The following is an 18,267-nucleotide window of genomic DNA, read 5'->3' as shown; positions in this document are numbered from 1 at the left end:
CCGTGACGGTCGTCGCTGGTCCCGAACCGAAACCGTCTATGCTGAAGCAGACGGTCGTTTCCAGGGCAGACGACAGACACCCCACTGGCCCTGGTTCTCATCCACGGCAACTTCGATCCACGACAAGTGATCACCAAACTGATCGAACGTGCGCTCGATCACCCGCCGACCGATGTACTCGGCCAACTCTTCGGCCGTGGTGTTCGTCACGGGCAAATGGACACAGTCTTCGTTTGGAAAAACCCAGCGACGGTCTTGGAATGTTGCCGTGGTTTCCTTTTCATCCTTCGACACCCGAATCTGGGCATGTCGGTCGGGTAACAAGACGTGATGGTCCAGACGTCCCGTTTCCGCAAGAACGGCATCACGCAACGCGATAAAGTCGACGACGTAGCGGTTTTCGTCCAATGGGCCTTCGACCGACACGCGGACGCCATAGTTGTGGCCGTGGATTCTTTCACAAATGTCGCCGGCGAAGGTGATGAAATGCGCCGCCGAAAAAACAAATTGTTCTTTGCTGACGTCGACTCGGAACACAGGTTGTTCGGTGGGATGTGTCACGCTGGTCTTTCGGATTGCAATGGAGTGGGACACAGAAGGACAAACAGTGCTGCCGCCAGAAGGTCGGCGGTGGTACCCGGATTCAATCGGTTTCCATCTGATCTTAGACGTTCGTCCAATGTCCGGATCGACGACGGGTTTTCAAAATCGGCTTCGCGGAACCATTGCCGGACTTTCGATGCGACGTCCGAACCGCATTTCCGGGCGATCAGCGAGTCGGTGTTTTCTTGCAGCCATCGATGCTGCGCCAAGCAGATTCCTTGGATCGTGCCACCCGTTTCATCGATGCACTGCTTCAATAGCGGTGTCATTTGGTGAAGCAGACTGTCGAATCCACTGGCGTATTCCCGGGCAATCGCATCACGATCGGAAGCCAGACGCATTGCGGCCATCAAATCATCGTGATTCGCACGGTCGTCGTGGACGTCCATTTCCAAGTCGTCTGATTCGTCACTCGGGTTCATGCCGCCGGCCATTGCGTGGGCAATCGCACGAAAGACCGCCCTGCTCTGTCGGACGCTGATTGACGACAGCACACTTTCCACAGAATCAAAGCGCCACCACGGTGATGTGGCGTCTGCTGACGCGGAATAATCGGTTTGCGTTACCGCTTCCACCAACGGTGCGATCAACAAAGCGATCCCCAGATTCACATTCGTGCCGGTTGTCCGTCGCGTCTGCACCACGGTCGATTCAATTCGTTGGCCCCAACCCAGGTCGGTGCGACTCAGTTGGACCGCGGCGATTTCTGCTGCCTGGGCAAAGTGGGCGAACGACAGGTCATCGAATTCGCGGCCGGGATGCACGTTGCCAGGTTTTGGGGCCGTCGCCTCAAGGACACAGGCCCAGCGGATTGCATCGCCCACCGTCCGGATCATCGGCGCGAAAGCACTCAGGGGGCTGTTTTCATTCACGTCGATTGCAGAAATTCGTCGATCGCATTCAGTGTTTCGGTCGGAGCGTCTTCCAACACATAGTGCCCCGCATCGTCGATCGGCACGACCCTGGCATCGGGCCAATGCCCTTGGAAACGCTCCAAGCATTCGGGGCGAAAGCACCAATCTTTCATCCCCCAGACCAACAAGATTGGTAGTCCGGCAAGCGAAGGGAGCTCCGATTCAAGCTTTTGTAACACCGGAAACGTCCGGTGCGACCGATGCATCGGAATGTCTTGGACAAAGGCGTCGATCGCGACACGGTTTGCCCAGCTGTCGTAGGGTGCGATCATGCCGCGGCGGACGTCCGCCGGCAGCGGCTGCCGCGAAACGGTCATCGTCTGTGCGGCTCGAGCGAACGCATTGAATCCACGCACGCCCAGCGGCCCGACCCATGGCCAGCGACAGGCGGCGATCCGCAGCGGCAGATAGGGCGGCGGGAAAGCGCCCGTGTTCAGCAACACAATCCTCTTGAATCGGTCGCGACGTTCGCACAGCGCGGCCAAGCCGATTGCACCGCCCCAATCGTGGGCCAACAGCGTTGTCTGGCTTAAGTCCAGCTGATCGATCAACCGGACCAAATTGTCGCGGTGGGATGCCAGGCAATAGTCGAATTCAGACTTCGACGGTTTGTCGCTGCGCCCACACCCCAGGTGATCCACCGCCACAACGCGACGGGCGGGGCTGAACCGCTGGACGACGCGACGAAAATAGAAACTCCAGGTCGGGTTCCCATGGACGCACAGGATGGGACCGGAATCGGACGGTGTGTTCGACGTCGGGCCTTCGTCCAGATAACGCATCGTCCAGGTCGATCCGGACAGGCCGTCGACCGTCAAAGATTTTGATTCGTATGCCAGCAGGTCCTGGGCGATCATGTCCATTTCACTCGTTTCGGATCGCGATTTGCTACCGCTGGTGGAATCCGTGTCGTTGTGTCAATCTGACACGACGAAAGTCGATTCGGAAACCCCAGGATTGAAGTGGCCGAAGATCTGTATGAAACCCTTGGCGTCGGTCGAACCGCCGACAAGGACGAAATTCAAAAGGCGTACCGCAAGCTCGCGCGCAAGTACCATCCCGACGTCAACAAAGACAGTGACGCGGCACGGGAGAAGTTTAAACGCGTTCAGGAAGCGTACGAAGTTCTCAGCGACGAAGAAAAGCGCGCCGCATACGATCGTTACGGCGCCGACTTCGAAAAAATCCGCACCGGCGGTTGGCAACCGGGTGCCGGCGGAGCTTCGTTTGACGGATTGGATTTGGAGCAGATTTTCGGCGGTGCCGGCGCGGCAAAGGCCGGAGGCAATCCGTTCGAAGGCGGGTTTACCGATTTCTTCGAACAGCTGATGGGCGGTGGTGCGGGCCCGACGCGAGGTCGTCCGGGACGTGGCCGGGCTGCCGCTGCGCCGCCGCGACGCGGATCCAATTTGCGGCACGAGCTGGAGATACCTTTTTCGATGGCCGTCACGGGCGGAAAGACGGAGTTCTATCTGCACCGCGGTGGCAAACAGGAAAAGTTGTCGGTCACCATTCCCGCTGGCGTCGAAACGGGGTCAAAGATTCGCCTGAGACAGCAAGGCCACGCTTCGACTAGTGGAGGCGAGTCCGGTGATTTGATTCTGCTGATCAAAGTATCGCCGCATCCTCATTTCAAGCGGAACGGCCAGAACCTGGAACTGCGATTGCCCGTCTCGATTGGCGAAGCGGTCTTGGGCGGCAAAGTCGACGTGCCCACACCGCAAGGTACGGTCACACTGTCGGTCCCGCCGGGAACCAGCAGCGGAAAACGGCTGCGGATCAAAGGCCGCGGGGTTACCAAAGCCGGGGCATCCCCGGGTGATCTGTTGGTCGAACTGCAGATTCAGCTACCGGACCAGATCGACGAAGAATCCAAACAGTTGATCGCATCCTTTGCCGAACGTAACCCGCCACCAGATCGTGACGATTTGCAGTTTTGACGGTGATCGCATGCATGGTGTGCCGAAACCGCACCACGGTGTGCAAGTGACGTCATTTTCCGTTTTCGATTTGCCGGGACGCGTCCTTTGAACCCAACACCAGCCGAAACAAAGATTCCCGACGGCGGTTTGTCATTTCCCAAGTCGCGTCGTGTCCGTCGCCCGCAAGAGTTCACCCGATTGATGCGGACGGGGGTCTGCGTTGCCGACGATGTGTTGGTGATGTTTGCAAGCCCGATTCGGCCCCGGCACCGTGAATTGCCGGCGGATGCGAAAGCCCAGCTGGGCATCACCATTCCGAAAAAGGTGGGCAATGCGGTAGTTCGCAATCGATGGAAACGTTGGATACGAGAATCTTTTCGAACCCAGCCCGGCGAGTTTCACGACGGTTGGCAGTACGTCGTTCGGCCCAAGAAAGGTGCATCGGCAACGTATCCGGCCATTCGGCGATCGCTGCCACGTTTATCGCGACGCGCGGTCAAACGGTATCGCCAAGCCACGGCCTGATTCGTGCGTGTTTCACGACAGCCACAACCTTCGCAGCGTACCGATTGACGGGTGGCCAACCACTTGCCGTATCGATGACAATGTCGAAACTAACGCAATGGTCCCGATGCCTGCCGCGAACGGTCCAAACAAACCAACCTGGCGACCGACGTCGTCCTTATCCCGCGACCCCCATCACCGACAGAGTGAGTTGAATGGAATTTTCATCGGCTTCTGACATTTTGCCGCCGCAAATGGCCGGCGGATATTCCTATCAGAACTACCAGCGCCAGCGTCAAATGACGTTGGGCGATTTGCTGCTGGAAAACCGCATCCTGTTTTTGCAGGGTGAGATTCATACCGGCAACGCCAACGAACTGGTGATGAAGCTGTTGTATTTGCAAAGCGAAAATCGCCGCAAGGACATCCACTTTTACATCAACAGTCCCGGCGGCAGTGTCACCGCCACGCTGGCGATTTATGACACGATGCAAATGCTGTCTTGCCCGGTGGCAACCTACTGCGTCGGCGAAGCCTGCAGCGGTGCATCGGTCGTGCTTTGTGCCGGCACCAAAGGCAAGCGTTTCTGTTTGCCCAATAGCCGCGTGATGCTGCACCAACCGATGGGCGGTGTCGGCGGTCAGGTCAGCGACATTGAAATTCAAGCAGCCGAGATGTTCCGCTATCGCGACGTGCTTAACGGCATCCTGTCGAAGCACACGGGCCAATCGGTCGAACAGATCGCCAAGGATACCGATCGTGATTTCTTCTTGAATGCAGAAGAAGCCAAAAACTATGGGCTGGTTGACGACATTCTGACGCGTCCGCCCAACGACAACGATGAAGACCGCGACGACGAGTGATTCGCCACCGCGGGGTTTTGCGGTTCGAACCGAATCGCATTCAACCGCACTTGTCGTTTCATTGTATTAACCAGCCATCCAATCAATCAAGAACGAATCACGATGCCGATCATTCCTTACGTTATTGAAAGCAACGGTCGCGAAGAACGCACCTACGATATCTACAGCCGGTTGCTGAAAGACCGGATCATTTTCCTGGGACAACAAGTCGACGACCAGATCAGCAATGCCCTGGTGGCCCAAATGCTGTTCCTGCAGTCGGACAACCCCAAGGAAGACATCCATCTTTACATCAACAGTCCCGGCGGCAGCATCACCGCGGGCATGGCCATCTATGACACGATGCAGTTTGTCAGCTGTGACGTCGCAACCTATTGCATCGGCCAAGCCGCTTCGATGGGTGCCGTGTTGCTGACCGCCGGTGCCAAGGGCAAGCGTCACGCGTTGCCCAATGCCCGGATCATGATCCACCAACCGCTGGCCGGAATGCAGGGGACCGCACGCGAAGTCGAGATTCACGTCGAAGAATTGCGTCGGATCAAGCAACGCATGAACGAAATCATGATCGAACACACCGGCCACTCTTTGGAAAAGATCGAGGAAGACACCGATCGAGACCGGTTCATGTCGGCGGCCGAAGCATCCGAGTATGGCTTGATCGACAAGGTGGTTCAGCGGATCGATCAAACGTCGTGATGCGTCTGACGCCGGGTACCCGATCACTGCCCTTGCTGGGTTGAATGTTGGTGCCCCGTCCACGCCCCCTTCGTCTAGCGGCCCAGGACGCTGGGTTTATTCGGCCCGGAAACGCTCGTTCGAATCGGGCAGGGGGTATTTCCAATGCGAAAAGGCCGGCCGGCAAAGCAATCCTGCTTCACCGGCCGGCCTTCGTCGTTGTTATCTTCCGTTGTTGTCATTCCCGGCAATCGACGATCGCCTTCGTTTGATTGCCGGCGATGATCGGCCTGCTTTGGCCTACAGATAGCGTTCCCGAGGATCGGTCAGTCCATCGGCCAAACGGCGAAGTGCATCGGTTTCGATTTGGCGTACCCGTTCGCGGGTCAATCCCAACGTTTCACCAATTTCCTTCAGCGTCTTGGGTTCATCACCGACCAAGCCGAATCGCAGTTTCAGCACCATCGCTTCGCGTTCTTCCAGATCGTCCAACAATTCCATGGCGTGACGCAGGATGTCGTGGTCCAACATCTCCTCGTCGGGAGCCTTCAAACGCTCGTCCATGACCATTTCGCCCAGCGACCAACCGGAATCGGTTTGATCGCTTTGCGGCGTGCTGTTGTTGATCTTGATCGCCTTGCGAATGATCGGCAGCTTCTTCTTGGGTAACCCCAGCACGCGGGCCACTTCTTCGTTGGTCGGTGTGCGGCCCAGTTCTTCGCTCAGCCGTGCCGTCGCCCTTCGCCACTTGCTCAGCAATTCGACCATGTATGCCGGAATGCGAATCGTTTTCGCACTGTTGATCAGCGCCCTTTTGATCGACTGTTTGATCCAGTAACTGGCATAGGTGCTGAATCGCGTTCCGACACTGGGATCAAACCCTTCGACCGCCCGCAGCAGACCCAGATTGCCTTCTTCGATCAAGTCTTGCAGACCCAGACCCTTTCCGGTGTAGCCGCGAGCGATGTTGACGACCAAACGCAGGTTGGCACGCACCATTCGGTCACGCGCCATGACGTCGCCCTGGGCAATTTGCTCGGCCAAGTCCAGTTCGTCTTGTGCCGACAGCAACGCGGTTTCATTGATCTCGCGAAGATACGTTTCCAAAGGCGATTGGGCGGCCGAATCTCGTCGAGTCTTCCGCCGTTCGGGACGAGCGGCCGGTGTGCCGGTCACCGCCATCGTTTCGTCGGTCGAACTATTATCTCCACGCGAATCGTCAGTCCAGGAATCGGTTTGCAACATGAATCGGGTACCACGTAAGGCGGCCAGGTCGTTCACGTTGATCGACGTGACGCCGCGTAGGCCGGATGACGCGAGAAAAGCGACGTCATACGACCGACACGGCGGCGGTGAATCGGTTCCGTTGGGAGTGTGGGTCGGTGACCGGTTCGTGGTGCCGTGCGACACGTGTGAACGACCCGACCTCAGGGAGGCGATCGGGTCTGAAACTAACATCGACCACCAGGACGAAGAAAAAGCACCCGTTGCGAAGAATTTCGGTCTGTGACGATCGCACCGATCACGCGATCCGTTCCGACGGCGTCGGCAAACATCAGCCGTCTTCGGCCAACAGCATCTCCAGTGTCGACCGCATGTCCTTTTCACCCTCGTTGCCCTGCCAGTTCATTTCGCCATACCAAGACCGTCGCAGAAAGCCGTCCTTGTCAATCAAATAGACCGATGGCCAAATCCGATTGCCCCAGGCATTCCAATTGGAGGATTCCAAATCCAAGAGAATTGGATATCGGATGCCTTCGCGTTTCGCCGCCGACGCGACCTTGTTGCCGTCTCGTTCGGCGGAGGTTTCAGGTCGCTGGATACCCAACACCACCAAATCATCGTCCGCATAATCGGAATACCAAGCGGTGTAGTGCGGCAGATTGCGAATGCAGTTGATGCACTGAAATGCATAAAAGTGGACAACCACCACTTTGCCTCGCAGGTCGGCCAGGCGGACGGGTTCGCCTTGGATCCATGTCACGCCGGCATTTTGAATCTCCGGTGCAAAGGGCAGTTTTCGACGGACTCGCGAAAAGTCAAATGCCGGGCCGGTCAATGAACCCAGCCGCCCACGCTGGGTGTCGGTCAGAGCGCCGACCACCGTTTCGCGTTCGGTCTGCTGTAACTTGGCGACTTGTCGGGCCGCTTCACCGGCCTCCAGTTCTTGCTTTTTCAACTTGGCAGTGATCCGCTGGCTCTCCGATTCAGTTTTGGCAAAAGCATCGGTGAAACGTTGGATCTGCGACGAAGTCAGTTCCAGGCCCTGGCGGACATCGTCCAGCAACACCATCCGCGTTCCCAGTGCTTGTCGCCGCAACTGCATCAGCCGATCGAACTGAGACGTGTTCAGGATCGACTTCAATTCGCGTTGAAGCTTTGCCGTCAAATCCTTGACCGTCTCTTGATACGGCTCCGGCTTGGTGTTTCCGGTGGTGATCAGGTTCAGCTGCGGGAACCACTGTGCGTCGATGCCTTTGACCACGCTAAACAGGCTGCGTTTCTGGTCGCTGGTTAACTCCAGGTCCTCGTGCACGGCATCATCGCGAATCATTTGCAACAGCACGGGTGGCAAGTCGGCCGTCGTCGGCTCGGACGCTTCCGCAGTCACCAGCGGCACCGACGCCATGAAAACCAGGACCCAAGGGGTCAATGCCGAGGTCAGGATGGAAGACCGCATGGTGAGCATCACCCGGGTTAGAAGATAAGAGTGGCTAGGTCGGCGACCGGCGGGCGCGGACCGGGTTGAAAAGTCAGGCAACGATCGCTGAGTCGTCACCCCAAAACGCAGCGTTCCCCACCAAAATAGCGGATCAGCCAGACGGACCGCCGGATGCCGGTGATCCGCGACGTCCCGTTTTCTGGTGACGGTCGGTCTTCATCAAATGCACACGTAAATTTTGGGGTCCGAGGTGGCCCCCGAAGTTTGCCCAGCTTCACTCATTGGAGTACCATCAGAGGGTCCCTAACCTCTGCAATGAATGCGACCGACCACGGTTGCCCCATCCTCTTTTCCGCTGATTCGATCACCATGAAGCGTTTGTTCACTGCGGTCTTGGCCGCCGGTTGCTTGTTCGGAACTGCGTCGGCCGATGTCACCCTTGATGCGATCGGTCAAACCAAAACGATTGATTTTGAAGGCTTCGCCGGAAACGGGTTCGCACCGGCTGACGCGGGCGTAGATGGACAGGGAATCATTTCAGGAGCGAACGACGGGCGGCTTGACTCTTATGATTGGAGCGCCAAGCTTTTTGAAGACTCTTTTCTGACCCTTGAAGTCCCCTTCGAAGGCGGAATGCCTGCCGGAAACGAGGACTTTTTTAGCCGCGGCGATGGCTACGGCGCCGGAATCACCGATGATGGGATCTACAATTTCATCACTGGTGGAAGCAACACGAACGATGCCTCTTTGGGGGTGGTGCCAAGGTTCTCCGATACATTTGATTCCGGTTTTTTTGCGCTTCGTTTACTGAATAATACCGGTAACGACCTGAGCAGCATTCTTGTCGATTTCACCGTTTTTGACTTCAACAATCAGTCGGGGCAGACCTTGTTAAATTTGGAGTTTTCAGCCGACGGGTCGACTTTCTCGTCAACTGGCGTTCAATTCGAGTCGGATTTGACCGCTGACGCTTCATGGAAGGAAACCCAGCTCAGCACATTGATTTCTACTCCTACACCGATCGCAGATCAGCAGCAGTTCTTCCTCCGATGGAACGGCAGTATTGCTGGTCAAACCTCAGGGTTGGGAGATATTGTGGCCATCGACAATATCTCCGTCACCGCCGTTCCAGAGCCGAGCAGCCTGATCGCACTGGGTGCGGTTTCTGCTTTTGCCGCACGCCGTTATCGACGTCGCAAGAACGGCTAAACGAGTCACCCTCTTGCAATGCCGTCGAGGAACTGGATGGCTTTTGGTTGATTTGCCGGCTGGGCGATGAAGGACGACGTCAACCTAGACGAATCGTTGTCTTAACCGGATCTTGTGGCTTAGTCACAGCGAATTGCTAATCGGGTTTGCGAACCAAACTCGATCGTTGCCAAAGCCGTCGCGAAAATGGATGATTGGGGTGCCAGCGTCCGAGTCAGCGGATACCAAGGCTCCGGCAAACATCACGCGGCTGATTCCGTCATTCGATGCCGCTTCAAAAGCCGGATGATCCTTGGTAATGATTCGGTCATCACTGTGGATCGCGCCCAGTTCCGATGAGTCGTCGATGACGCCATTCTGGTCGTCATCGTAGTGTCGCTGTCCAGCGGCCGAATCGGGGCCGATCCATAGCAACGCATCGGCATCGGGATCAAAGTGAACGCTGGTCAATGAGGTTGTGCCGGAACCGGGCGCATCGATGGAATGAAATTCGCCACCGAATTGCAGGCACTGTCCGATTCGTAGAACGCCGAACAGGACAGCCAGCGTCATCCCTGCGGCAATGAAGGGCATTGGCGTCGTCGATGGGGACGCCGTCTGGTGGTGTTCGCGATCCATCGCTCGGGCTCAGTCTCCGAAGTACTTCGCGACGGACGATTGTTCGACCTCGCGTACCTGGGTGTTCTCCACTCGGATTTCGATGTTCAGCGCTGGCAATCCACTCGCAAACGGTGGAGCCGTTTCGCGTTCGCCAATGGAGCCGCTTCCGAACGAATTCCCACCCGTTGACGCGGCGACGTCATCCAACCCATTGGTCGATGGGTCCACTGAAGCCGCATTTCCCGGCAACGTGGAGGGCGGGCTGCCATCGTTATTATTCAGCCACCATAAAGTGCCGTCATGAACGCCCGTGTTGGGATCGCTGCGCGACCATTGCAAATACCCATCACTTTCGTATTCACTGGTGAAGGTATCAAATGCCGGTTGATATAGGACAATGCGACCGCCGTTGGTGATCATCCGTCCCGAAGCCAGAAGATTGTCGCCGTATTGCGGCACATAGCGAGCGTTTTGGTTGTAAGCGGAGAACCGGGTGTTGGGGATGAGTGCCGGGTTTAGCACTGGCCGAGCAACACCGCTGAACGCATCGTAAAGCAAGCCCGCATTGCCGCGAACCGCGCCTCCCGCTTGGACTGCATATCCGAGATCAACAAAAGCACCCATTACTCCCGGCGCGGGAGGTTGGCGGTTTCCCGCGATGGTGCCAGAGCCCGACCATTGGCCGTAACGCCAAAGCACGTCGTAGTAGGACGGGTCGTTGGGCGTGACCGCATGGTCGTCGCTTCCGACAAATCCGACTTCTTCGTTGATCAATGCCGGATTGATCGAAAGCCCGTCATCAACGGTCCCGTTTTGATCGTCATCGACTCCGGCGACTCCGAATTGGCCGTCAGGCCCAGGGGAGACGTAAGTCTGGACCCCAGGATCGAACGCCTTAACGTCAAATGAAAGCACGTTGGTCAGAAGGACGTCTTCACCGACCCGCTCGATTCCCCAACCATCGCCAAACGTATCGGTGTGCGAAAGATCTTGCCCAAGGATAAATTCCGGTCTCAAAAATCCGTTCAAAAAGGTTGGCGTCACGAATCTTGTTCGCAACGCGAATCCAGGTGCGCCTCCATAGGGAGGGGCCACTGAGGGTGTGTTGATGGTGGCGGCTTCCAAGATCGGTGCGACACCGCCCAGAGCTAACAGCGGCATCGACGTATAGCCATTGGTTCCGTTGGGCGGACTGATGCCCAAAATCGTCTGTGGAACACGAACGTGTGCAAACCGGTTGTGGGGCTGTTGCAAGTCGTCCAACGAGTTCGCGAAAACGAAATTACCAGCATTACTTGTACTAGGCGCACCATTGGGCATCAGTCGTCGACCCACCGAAAGGTCGCACTGTTGGTGAATCGGCCCCATCCCAATCAACCAAGCCAGCGCCGCCTGTGATTGGTTCAGGCCGTTGCCGCCCGGTGTCTTGATTGCCGGCAACCCGGTGCTGGCATCCGAAGGCCATGTATCCGGTTGCAGATAGGTGTAGTTGCCACTGGTGAATTGCGGCAATGCAGGCCCCAGCGTTGTGACACCGTTCAAATTCAAATCGGGGCGGATCAGCAACACGCGGCGGTGCAGCTTCATTTGATCCGGGATGCCGTTGCCGTCCAGATCGACGATCGTCGGCTGTGCGGCGGTATCGTAGACGTGGATGGATTGGCCGTTGTTTGCGGTGTCCAGTGATGTCTGATATTGCGGGCTGACGTAGTAGATGATTTCCGCATACTGTGACGTGATCACCACGGGATCCAGTGCGCCGGCGACGCCGCCGGGAAAGTTCGCCGCGTTGTAGGCAACGCCGTTGGCTTCGGCCGTCTTGGCGTCCAGGACAAAACGCGGCACTTTGCCGGTGAACGGAGATCCTTCGGGAGCTTTGGCGGTGAACGCCAGGTAATCGTCGTAATCACCGAAACGCGAATCCTGCAACGTGTACTCGTTGTCCTCGGCCGGGGCCCGGCCCATCAGCGTTGCGGTGATGTTGCTGATCGGGCCGTCGAAATAGACCAGGTAGCCTTCGCCCTTGTCGCTGCCCGTCGCCGCCGGGTTGGCGGTGCATCGTGACAGTTCATCACGCATGCGGCGGGTCACGTCACGGACACGGCTGCTAAGGTCCACTTGCGCACGGCTGACGCGTACCTGTTGCCCGACTTTGCCGAACGACGAGGCGAGTGCGGCCATCAGCAACAGCGTGATCGCCATCGCGACCATCATTTCGACCAGCGTAAAGCCGACCGCGATCGATTTTCGGTTCACTCTCATTTCTCCACCTGCGAATAGATCACGGTGTTGGCGGCATTGATGTCGGTCCCCGGGCCGGCAAATCCGACGGGGATCGATCGATCAATGACATAGGTCGCCCGGTAACGCCGTTGGCGACCGATGTCGGCGTTGTATTCTTGGCCCAATTGGGACGTCGCGCTATCAACTTCGAAATAGCCGATCGTCATCCGCACCATGAAGGTCTGGGATTGGGTGCTGACCAAGTTCGGAATCCGCACCAGCGAATGCAGGTCCATGAACGAACTGCGGCTGCGGTCGGCGTGGGCCGGGCCGGCGCCGTCGGGGGTGAACAGCGGGTCAAAGTCCGACGTTTCCCCCGCTCGCGCGATGGTGCCTTCGGCCGGTGTTCGGTTGCGAAGAGCGTTCGCGTTGCCGCCCGATAAGGTCGGCGCCAAATCGGCATCCAGGCTGGTGCGGAAGATGCCGGCGAATTGTGTCGGCGAATCTTCCGTCAGTGAATTGGGATCGAAGTTGTAGGGTTGCGACTGAATTTGTGGCGGCAACGTCGTCGTATCGACGATTCGCGATGCGTTTCCGCCGGCGGGCGTGTATCCGCGTCGCGATTCCAAAAACTCTTGATAGCGAGTCGATCCTTGCGCCGTTTGTGTCCGTTCGCTTGACGACAGGTGGTTGAACATCAACCCCATCCACACCGGGTATTCGCCGATCGTGTTGATGTTCAAACGGCCCTGACGGCGGCCATCCCAGATCTTGTTGTGCGGTGGCAACAGATAATCGCTCAGCTTTTTCCGGGCATGCAAGAACGTCGAATTGGGATTGGGCACGTAGGGGACGCGTTCCGGATTGATGAATTCGATTTCACCGCGGTAACGCGGCGGCGTGGCCACGAAATCAAAGATGCGAAGGGCCTGCGACGCATCGTCTTCGGTTTCGTCCGACTGGAAGAAGTTCAGCAAATGCCCGAACGGAGCACGGAAGGTCGTCGGCGGATCCGATGATGCATTGGGATCGTACGGGCTGTTGGTTGCCGAAGCGTCATTCAGAGTGAATTCCTCGAACAACCGGCCTTGCGAACACGCCGGCACCATCATGACTTCCATCGGTGACGCAAAGTCGCGGTTCAACCATTCGTGCACCGCAAACGGAGTCAATGGCAGCCCGCGATTGCTGTTCGCACCGGTTTCAACCACGGTCACATCGTCCGCCACCACGCCGTTGCTGTTCGCCGGATCGCGAACGTCGCCGAACGCCAGGTTCAAGAAGTTGAACGTGTGGTCCAGGCCTTCTGGATTGGTATCGCCGTTGGAATCGGCGAATGCGAAATACGCCGATGCGGTGGTATCGATGGGCAGCGTGGCCGGATCGTTCACCGTGTAGCTAAACAAAACATGGGAACCCGTTCCGTTGGATGGAACACCGGTACGTTGGCGGCTGCCTGCAAGGTATCGAGTGTCCACATCGTTACCATTCACGGCCGGCGGACCGACGTTGGATTCGCTTTCTTCACCACTGAAGACGGTCAAGTCCAAAGTCATTTGATCGATCGTGATGTACGGATTCGTCACGCGATCAAACGCACGTGTCGGATCGGCCAAACGCTGCAAGAAAGCCGTTCGATAGTTTTTCACCGTGCCCAGCATCGGTTCAGCCGGGTTGGCGCTGGTCGCCAAATCCAAAGTCAAATCACCCACCGGGGCATTGGACAGCAGCAGGTCCAGCGGCTGGTCACGCGGCGGGTCATTGATCGGGTCATCCCAGTCGATGTACGAATCGATCAATGGGTATTCCGTGCTGTTGCTGGAATCGTATTGTGCCGTTGGTTCGGGATAGTAACCCGTCGGTGTCGGCAGCGGTTCGCTGATGTTCAAACCAATGCCGTGCACCGGGCGCGCCGTGGCTTGCCAGCCAAGCGGTTCAGCAAACGCTCCCATGATCAGCGATAAACCGGGCTGAGACAGACTGGTGGTGTTGGGCGTGTTCAGCGGAGTCGTGTCAAAGTTGTAATGAGCCAGACCGATGACCGGATTGGCATTGCTGATTTCGAATCGCTGGGGGCTGTTCCCCGCGGGTGCGACATCACCACTGGACACTTGGCTGCCCAGGTAAGTGACCGGGCGCGGTGCAAGCGTCAGGTATTGTTCGCCCAGCAGGCGGGCGTTGTTGCTGCCGCTGCGATTGAAGAACACTCGGGCCACACGGTTCGGGTCACCGGTTAACCACGGCATGACGTGGGTGACGTTTTCCAGTTCGGTCACGTTGTTGTAATCGGTGAAAAAGATGAATCGTTCCAGATTCAACCGACGGATGTCTTGGTTCAGTTCATCCAGCGGTCGGAAATTCTGAGTGTGCTGTGAGTTTCCGTCGTTGTACTGCGTGCCGATCGGGTTGCGTGGTGTCCCAGGGTCAAAGGAATAGCTGTCGGCAAGGTTCAGTGTGCCCGATTGAATCTGGTCACGAATGTACTGCGGTGAAATTTCGCGGTCGTTCGGCGAATTGGCGCCGTCGTAGTGGGGTTCGCTGATGGCGATTCGCCAAACCGGAACCTCGACCACACCGTTGGTCGATGGCGTGGTGACCGTCTTGTCCAGTTCCAGTCGATATTGGCCGCCCTGGTACCGATACAACTCCATCGGCAATCCCGGGGCATGTTGTTGGTCGTTGTTGTTCAAAACACGTTGACGCGGGTTGAACAGTTCCAAGAACAGCGAGCCTTGAGGGATTCGGAGTTGGTCGGTATCGGGATCGGGCGGGGTGTCCGATTTGTCAGATCCCGATCCGCCGCCTTCCTGTTTGGTGTCGCGGACACGGATGTCGTGCAGCGCCAAAGATTCGCTGAACAGAAGATCGGGGCTTTCGACGCCCCACACCATCGGGCTGGCGGGTTGGTTGCCGGTCACCGTGTTGCCGTTGAAATCGATGTCGGCATAGCCATCACCGTCGGTGTCGTAAGTGACGTTCCAATTGCCATCCAGCGGATTTCGGTCGTACACGAACGGCGTCATGATCGAATCAGGATCACGATAATCAACGACGTTGACGGCCCACTGGGCCAAACGCCGTGCACGGTATTCCGCCGGATCGGTGTTGCCCTGATCGGCAACCGGAAAATCGTATCCGTCACCGGTGATCGCCATCATCAACACATAGATGTTCCGGGCCAACAACGTTCGCGGGGTTTCCAACGTGACGTTGTAAGTCGGACCATCGATTCCGTTGGTCCCACTGGGGCGGACGTTGGAAAGATAAGTGGCGGTGTTGTTGGCGTTGCCAGCGTTCGGATACGCCCGCATTTCGTAATAGACCTCCAGCGGTTCATCGATTACGCCGTTGCCTTCGCTAGCCTCATCGGTGCTGCCGTTGGCGTTATCGTCCACGCCGGAACGCGAGCCACGTCCGTTTTCGACCGTATCGGCGGCCAACTGTCCAAAGGCGTCGTCAACGCCGTTACCGAACGGGCGGTTCAGGTCCAGTTTCTGGCCGAGTTTCAGTTCACGCGGCAAGATCGCATCCAAGTACGCCTGTTCGTTCTGCAGATCGGTTTCGCTGCTGATCCGGCCGTCGCTGTTCAATCGCTGCAGCAGCATTTCCATCAGTGCCAGCGGCGCACCCTGTGACCGCGAGCCCTCCGGCGGCAATGCGGCGGGAACATCCAAGGAAGTGCTGACGGTCGTCAAAGTGCGGGCCGCCGATGCGGGCAATCCCGTCAAACGCGAAACTTGCTCCATTCGGCTGAACAGTGACTGATCGGCCAAACCCACCATGTCTTTGGTCCGATAGGCGTTGTCGCCCGACAGAACGCCGCGGGGATCCATTTCGTAGGGATCGTCGATGTTTTCGTCGATCTGCGTTCGGACCGGCGGACCGGCGTCATAGTTGCGAACAATCGTTCCCGAACCGGCGACGAACAGGCGGCCGCTGCGGCTAAGTCCGTAACCACCGCGTCCGAACGGATCGGCCGACAAACCGGTGCCTGCCCCCAGCCAACGTGAACCGACACGCGGCCGATTGATCAGCGAGTCCAGCAGGTCATTGCCCTGCAATCCCGGGTACGCGTACGGCCATGCCGGAGCGATCCCCAGACGATTTTGATAACGGCCGGCCAACAGGTTCGAATACTGTGTCCCACCGGCAAGCACTTGTGCGTCGGTGTGAACCACGTTGCCATAGGGCAAAACGATTTCGGCCGGCCCGAATCCAATGCCCCGATAGATCTCTCGATTCACATTGTTGCTGGTCCGCGGGGTGGGATCGAACCACGGTTCGTTCTCCGATGAACTGAGATCCACTGGCGAATCAATCGTCCCGTGAGCATTGACATTCAAGCGTGCCGAAAGGTCTTCGATCAGCGGGGCGACCAACGGTTTGATCAGCCGACCATCGGGGGCCGTCTTGGTCGGCAATCCGAAGTCCACCCAAATGCTATCGGGAACACCGTCACCATCGTTGTCGACATCCCACGGTCCGTTGACCAGGGCGTTGACCAGCTGGTCCAAGCCAATCATTTGGGGAATGGACCCGGTCGAGCCAGCATCTCTGTCAACCAACAAGGGCGTTGAAAACGCTGGATCGGTGTTGCCGCCGTTGAACTGTGGGTTGATCGCGTTGGGCAAAAGGTTGTTGTTGGCGTCGGAGAACTGACCCTGTGCAAACGACAGCGGACGGAACGTGGCCCGGCGGATGGCTTCAACAATTGTTCGTAATTCGGTTGCGCTGGCGCTGGAAAGATCGTATTGATTGACGATGTAATTGATCAGCGCCGGTCGGTGAAACGACGGAATGATCCGACGTTGTCCGTTGCCGTCGACATAAGTGTGTGACAGGAACCAGTTTTGGAAATCAGCAGCGTCGTAGGATTCGTCATAGTCGCCGTCGATGCCTTGAACCATGCGATAATTGTTGGTCGCTTGGTCCAAGAATTCTTGATCCGAAGACTTCACCTCCAATGGCCCACGCAATGGAATGTTTGGATCGAAACGATTTCGGATCGAGTCGACAGCACGCGGTTGAAATGAGATCGGATACGTCGCCGCAGGGTCTGCGTAGCTGACCGTCGTGTCTTGATCGACGTTGTTGCCGTCGAATCCAACGCCGCCACCATTCATAGGCTGGCCGTTGATGATCAGCCGGAATCCGGTTTCCCCAGCCGCACCCGCGTTGGCATATTGTCGCGTCGACATCCAGCCTGGCGTGGTGCTGGCGTAGAACAATGCCGAAACCGCGTAGGGGTCGGGATTCGCCGCGTTCGGGAAATTGAACAGATCACCCACGGTCAATTCGGTGCCGTCGGACAGTGCAACCTGCAAGTCCGGGTCCAATGCGATGTAAACGCTCAACCGCGTCGAACGATCGTTGGCCGCGTCGGGACGCCAACCAATGGACCGAACGATGCGAAACGAATTCCCCGCCAGGGGGCCCGATGCGAGCGTCAATACTCGGCCGGAAAAAAAGTCGTCCACACCAAAGACGCTATCGCGAGGATTGATCCGTTCGTTCGGATTGTTCGCGTGGTCGTCTGGATAGAATCCAAACAAGGGAGTCTGTAAGCGGTCGTTCGGGTTGGTGGTCGTCAGGTCCAAGCCTAGCCGAATGCCGTTTTCGTCATGCTGGAAGAACGACAACGGAATGCGGACAAAGCCGCCGCCGACGTGCATCGGACGATCCGCCGCGACACTGGACTCGTTGAACGGACCGGTTTGATCGATTTCACGCACTGCGGTCTGGACCGCATCGGTGATTCCGTACAAGTCCGACAGCAAGTCTTCCCCGTACATCGGATGCAGCGGATCGGACGTTCCGCGGATCAACGTGGCGACGGCATCCTTGAAGTCTTCGGACGGTTCGGTCTTGCGCATCTCGCGCGACGCGATCCCAAAGGCCGACTGTCGTGAACTGCTGGTGTAGGTCACATAGGTCACCACCAGAATGCCCAGAAAGGCCAGCATGCTGAGCACGACCAACAGGATGATTCCTGACCGCCGGTCGTCACCGCAGGGGCGAACCGGTCGCGATTGGAACGATCGCGTCATGTTTCGTGTTTGTCGTTTCAAAGTGGGTCCGTTCATGATGTTCAC

Annotated in this window: 13 protein-coding genes and 1 tRNA gene; 6 read left to right on the top strand and 8 right to left on the bottom strand. The window is 57.5% G+C overall.

The window, feature by feature from the left end; translation table 11 throughout:
• Window positions 1-36 precede the first annotated feature (36 nt).
• From Mal65_RS17425 to Mal65_RS17415, 3 genes are read right to left on the bottom strand one after another with little or no spacing between them, the layout of a single operon-like run.
• Window positions 37-561 carry a 6-pyruvoyl trahydropterin synthase family protein gene (locus tag Mal65_RS17425; RefSeq protein WP_145300380.1) on the bottom strand — a complete coding sequence of 175 codons (525 nt, stop codon included), beginning with the start codon at window positions 559-561 and terminating at the stop codon, window positions 37-39.
• Window positions 558-1,475: a triphosphoribosyl-dephospho-CoA synthase gene (locus tag Mal65_RS17420; protein WP_145300377.1), complete on the bottom strand. Its 918-nt coding sequence runs from the start codon at window positions 1,473-1,475 to the stop codon at window positions 558-560. Before Mal65_RS17420 ends, Mal65_RS17425 begins: the two co-directional genes overlap by 4 nt.
• On the bottom strand, window positions 1,472-2,380 hold the full coding sequence (locus Mal65_RS17415; RefSeq protein ID WP_145300374.1) for an alpha/beta fold hydrolase: 909 nt from the start codon (window positions 2,378-2,380) through the stop codon (window positions 1,472-1,474). Before Mal65_RS17415 ends, Mal65_RS17420 begins: the two co-directional genes overlap by 4 nt.
• Window positions 2,381-2,479: 99 nt before the next feature.
• Between Mal65_RS17415 and Mal65_RS17410 the strand changes: the two genes are divergently transcribed.
• The 5 genes from Mal65_RS17410 to Mal65_RS26615 all read left to right on the top strand — a co-directional run bounded on the left by Mal65_RS17410 (window position 2,480) and on the right by Mal65_RS26615 (window position 5,640).
• Complete coding sequence (locus Mal65_RS17410; protein ID WP_145300371.1) at window positions 2,480-3,457, top strand: DnaJ C-terminal domain-containing protein; 978 nt, start codon at window positions 2,480-2,482, stop codon at window positions 3,455-3,457.
• Between the two features lie 87 nt (window positions 3,458-3,544).
• On the top strand, window positions 3,545-3,964 hold the full coding sequence (rnpA, locus tag Mal65_RS17405; RefSeq protein WP_196784250.1) for a ribonuclease P protein component: 420 nt from the start codon (window positions 3,545-3,547) through the stop codon (window positions 3,962-3,964).
• 194 nt (window positions 3,965-4,158) lie between these two features.
• The gene (locus Mal65_RS17400) at window positions 4,159-4,806 is read left to right on the top strand and encodes a ClpP family protease (RefSeq protein WP_231131166.1); all 648 of its coding nucleotides are present in this window, start codon (window positions 4,159-4,161) and stop codon (window positions 4,804-4,806) included.
• 102 nt (window positions 4,807-4,908) lie between these two features.
• A complete protein-coding gene (gene clpP / locus Mal65_RS17395; protein ID WP_145300368.1) occupies window positions 4,909-5,502 on the top strand; it encodes an ATP-dependent Clp endopeptidase proteolytic subunit ClpP in 594 nt (197 codons plus the stop codon).
• Between the two features lie 63 nt (window positions 5,503-5,565).
• Window positions 5,566-5,640, top strand: a tRNA-OTHER gene (locus Mal65_RS26615).
• A 141-nt stretch (window positions 5,641-5,781) separates the two neighbouring features.
• Here Mal65_RS26615 and Mal65_RS17390 read toward each other — a convergent pair.
• Together Mal65_RS17390 and Mal65_RS17385 are read right to left on the bottom strand one after the other, a co-directional pair.
• Window positions 5,782-6,663, bottom strand: a complete 882-nt coding sequence (locus tag Mal65_RS17390; RefSeq protein ID WP_174820222.1) for a sigma-70 family RNA polymerase sigma factor — start codon at window positions 6,661-6,663, stop codon at window positions 5,782-5,784.
• Between the two features lie 373 nt (window positions 6,664-7,036).
• On the bottom strand, window positions 7,037-8,161 hold the full coding sequence (locus Mal65_RS17385) for a redoxin domain-containing protein (protein ID WP_165701349.1): 1,125 nt from the start codon (window positions 8,159-8,161) through the stop codon (window positions 7,037-7,039).
• A gap of 297 nt (window positions 8,162-8,458) precedes the next feature.
• Here Mal65_RS17385 and Mal65_RS17380 point away from each other — a divergent pair, with 297 nt between their 5' ends.
• Window positions 8,459-9,352 (top strand): PEP-CTERM sorting domain-containing protein, encoded by an 894-nt coding sequence (locus Mal65_RS17380; RefSeq protein WP_165701348.1) that lies wholly within the window; start codon window positions 8,459-8,461, stop codon window positions 9,350-9,352.
• 123 nt (window positions 9,353-9,475) lie between these two features.
• Here Mal65_RS17380 and Mal65_RS17375 read toward each other — a convergent pair whose 3' ends face one another.
• From Mal65_RS17375 to Mal65_RS17365, 3 genes are read right to left on the bottom strand one after another with little or no spacing between them, the layout of a single operon-like run.
• Window positions 9,476-9,970 carry a hypothetical protein gene (locus tag Mal65_RS17375; RefSeq protein ID WP_165701347.1) on the bottom strand — a complete coding sequence of 165 codons (495 nt, stop codon included), beginning with the start codon at window positions 9,968-9,970 and terminating at the stop codon, window positions 9,476-9,478.
• Between the two features lie 9 nt (window positions 9,971-9,979).
• Window positions 9,980-12,208, bottom strand: a complete 2,229-nt coding sequence (locus Mal65_RS17370; protein WP_165701346.1) for a PulJ/GspJ family protein — start codon at window positions 12,206-12,208, stop codon at window positions 9,980-9,982.
• A 2-nt stretch (window positions 12,209-12,210) separates the two neighbouring features.
• Window positions 12,211-18,258, bottom strand: coding sequence for a hypothetical protein (locus Mal65_RS17365; RefSeq protein ID WP_145300354.1), 6,048 nt, complete (start codon window positions 18,256-18,258; stop codon window positions 12,211-12,213).
• Window positions 18,259-18,267: the final 9 nt, after the last annotated feature.

Source organism: Crateriforma conspicua, from assembly GCF_007752935.1.
GTDB lineage: Bacteria > Planctomycetota > Planctomycetia > Pirellulales > Pirellulaceae > Crateriforma > Crateriforma conspicua.
Note: the sequence above shows the minus strand (reverse complement) of the source record. Positions and strands in the feature narration are given on the sequence as shown.

What these genes read in the sequence shown, in the direction of transcription:
- Mal65_RS17415 (WP_145300374.1), bottom strand. Translation starts at nt 2,380, where the DNA reads ATGGACATGATCGCCCAGGACCTGCTGGCATACGAATCAAAATCTTTG.
- Mal65_RS17400 (WP_231131166.1), top strand. Translation starts at nt 4,159, where the DNA reads ATGGAATTTTCATCGGCTTCTGACATTTTGCCGCCGCAAATGGCCGGC.
- clpP (WP_145300368.1), top strand. Translation starts at nt 4,909, where the DNA reads ATGCCGATCATTCCTTACGTTATTGAAAGCAACGGTCGCGAAGAACGC.
- Mal65_RS17390 (WP_174820222.1), bottom strand. Translation starts at nt 6,663, where the DNA reads ATGGCGGTGACCGGCACACCGGCCGCTCGTCCCGAACGGCGGAAGACT.
- Mal65_RS17385 (WP_165701349.1), bottom strand. Translation starts at nt 8,161, where the DNA reads ATGCGGTCTTCCATCCTGACCTCGGCATTGACCCCTTGGGTCCTGGTT.
- Mal65_RS17380 (WP_165701348.1), top strand. Translation starts at nt 8,459, where the DNA reads ATGAATGCGACCGACCACGGTTGCCCCATCCTCTTTTCCGCTGATTCG.
- Mal65_RS17375 (WP_165701347.1), bottom strand. Translation starts at nt 9,970, where the DNA reads ATGGATCGCGAACACCACCAGACGGCGTCCCCATCGACGACGCCAATG.
- Mal65_RS17365 (WP_145300354.1), bottom strand. Translation starts at nt 18,258, where the DNA reads ATGAACGGACCCACTTTGAAACGACAAACACGAAACATGACGCGATCG.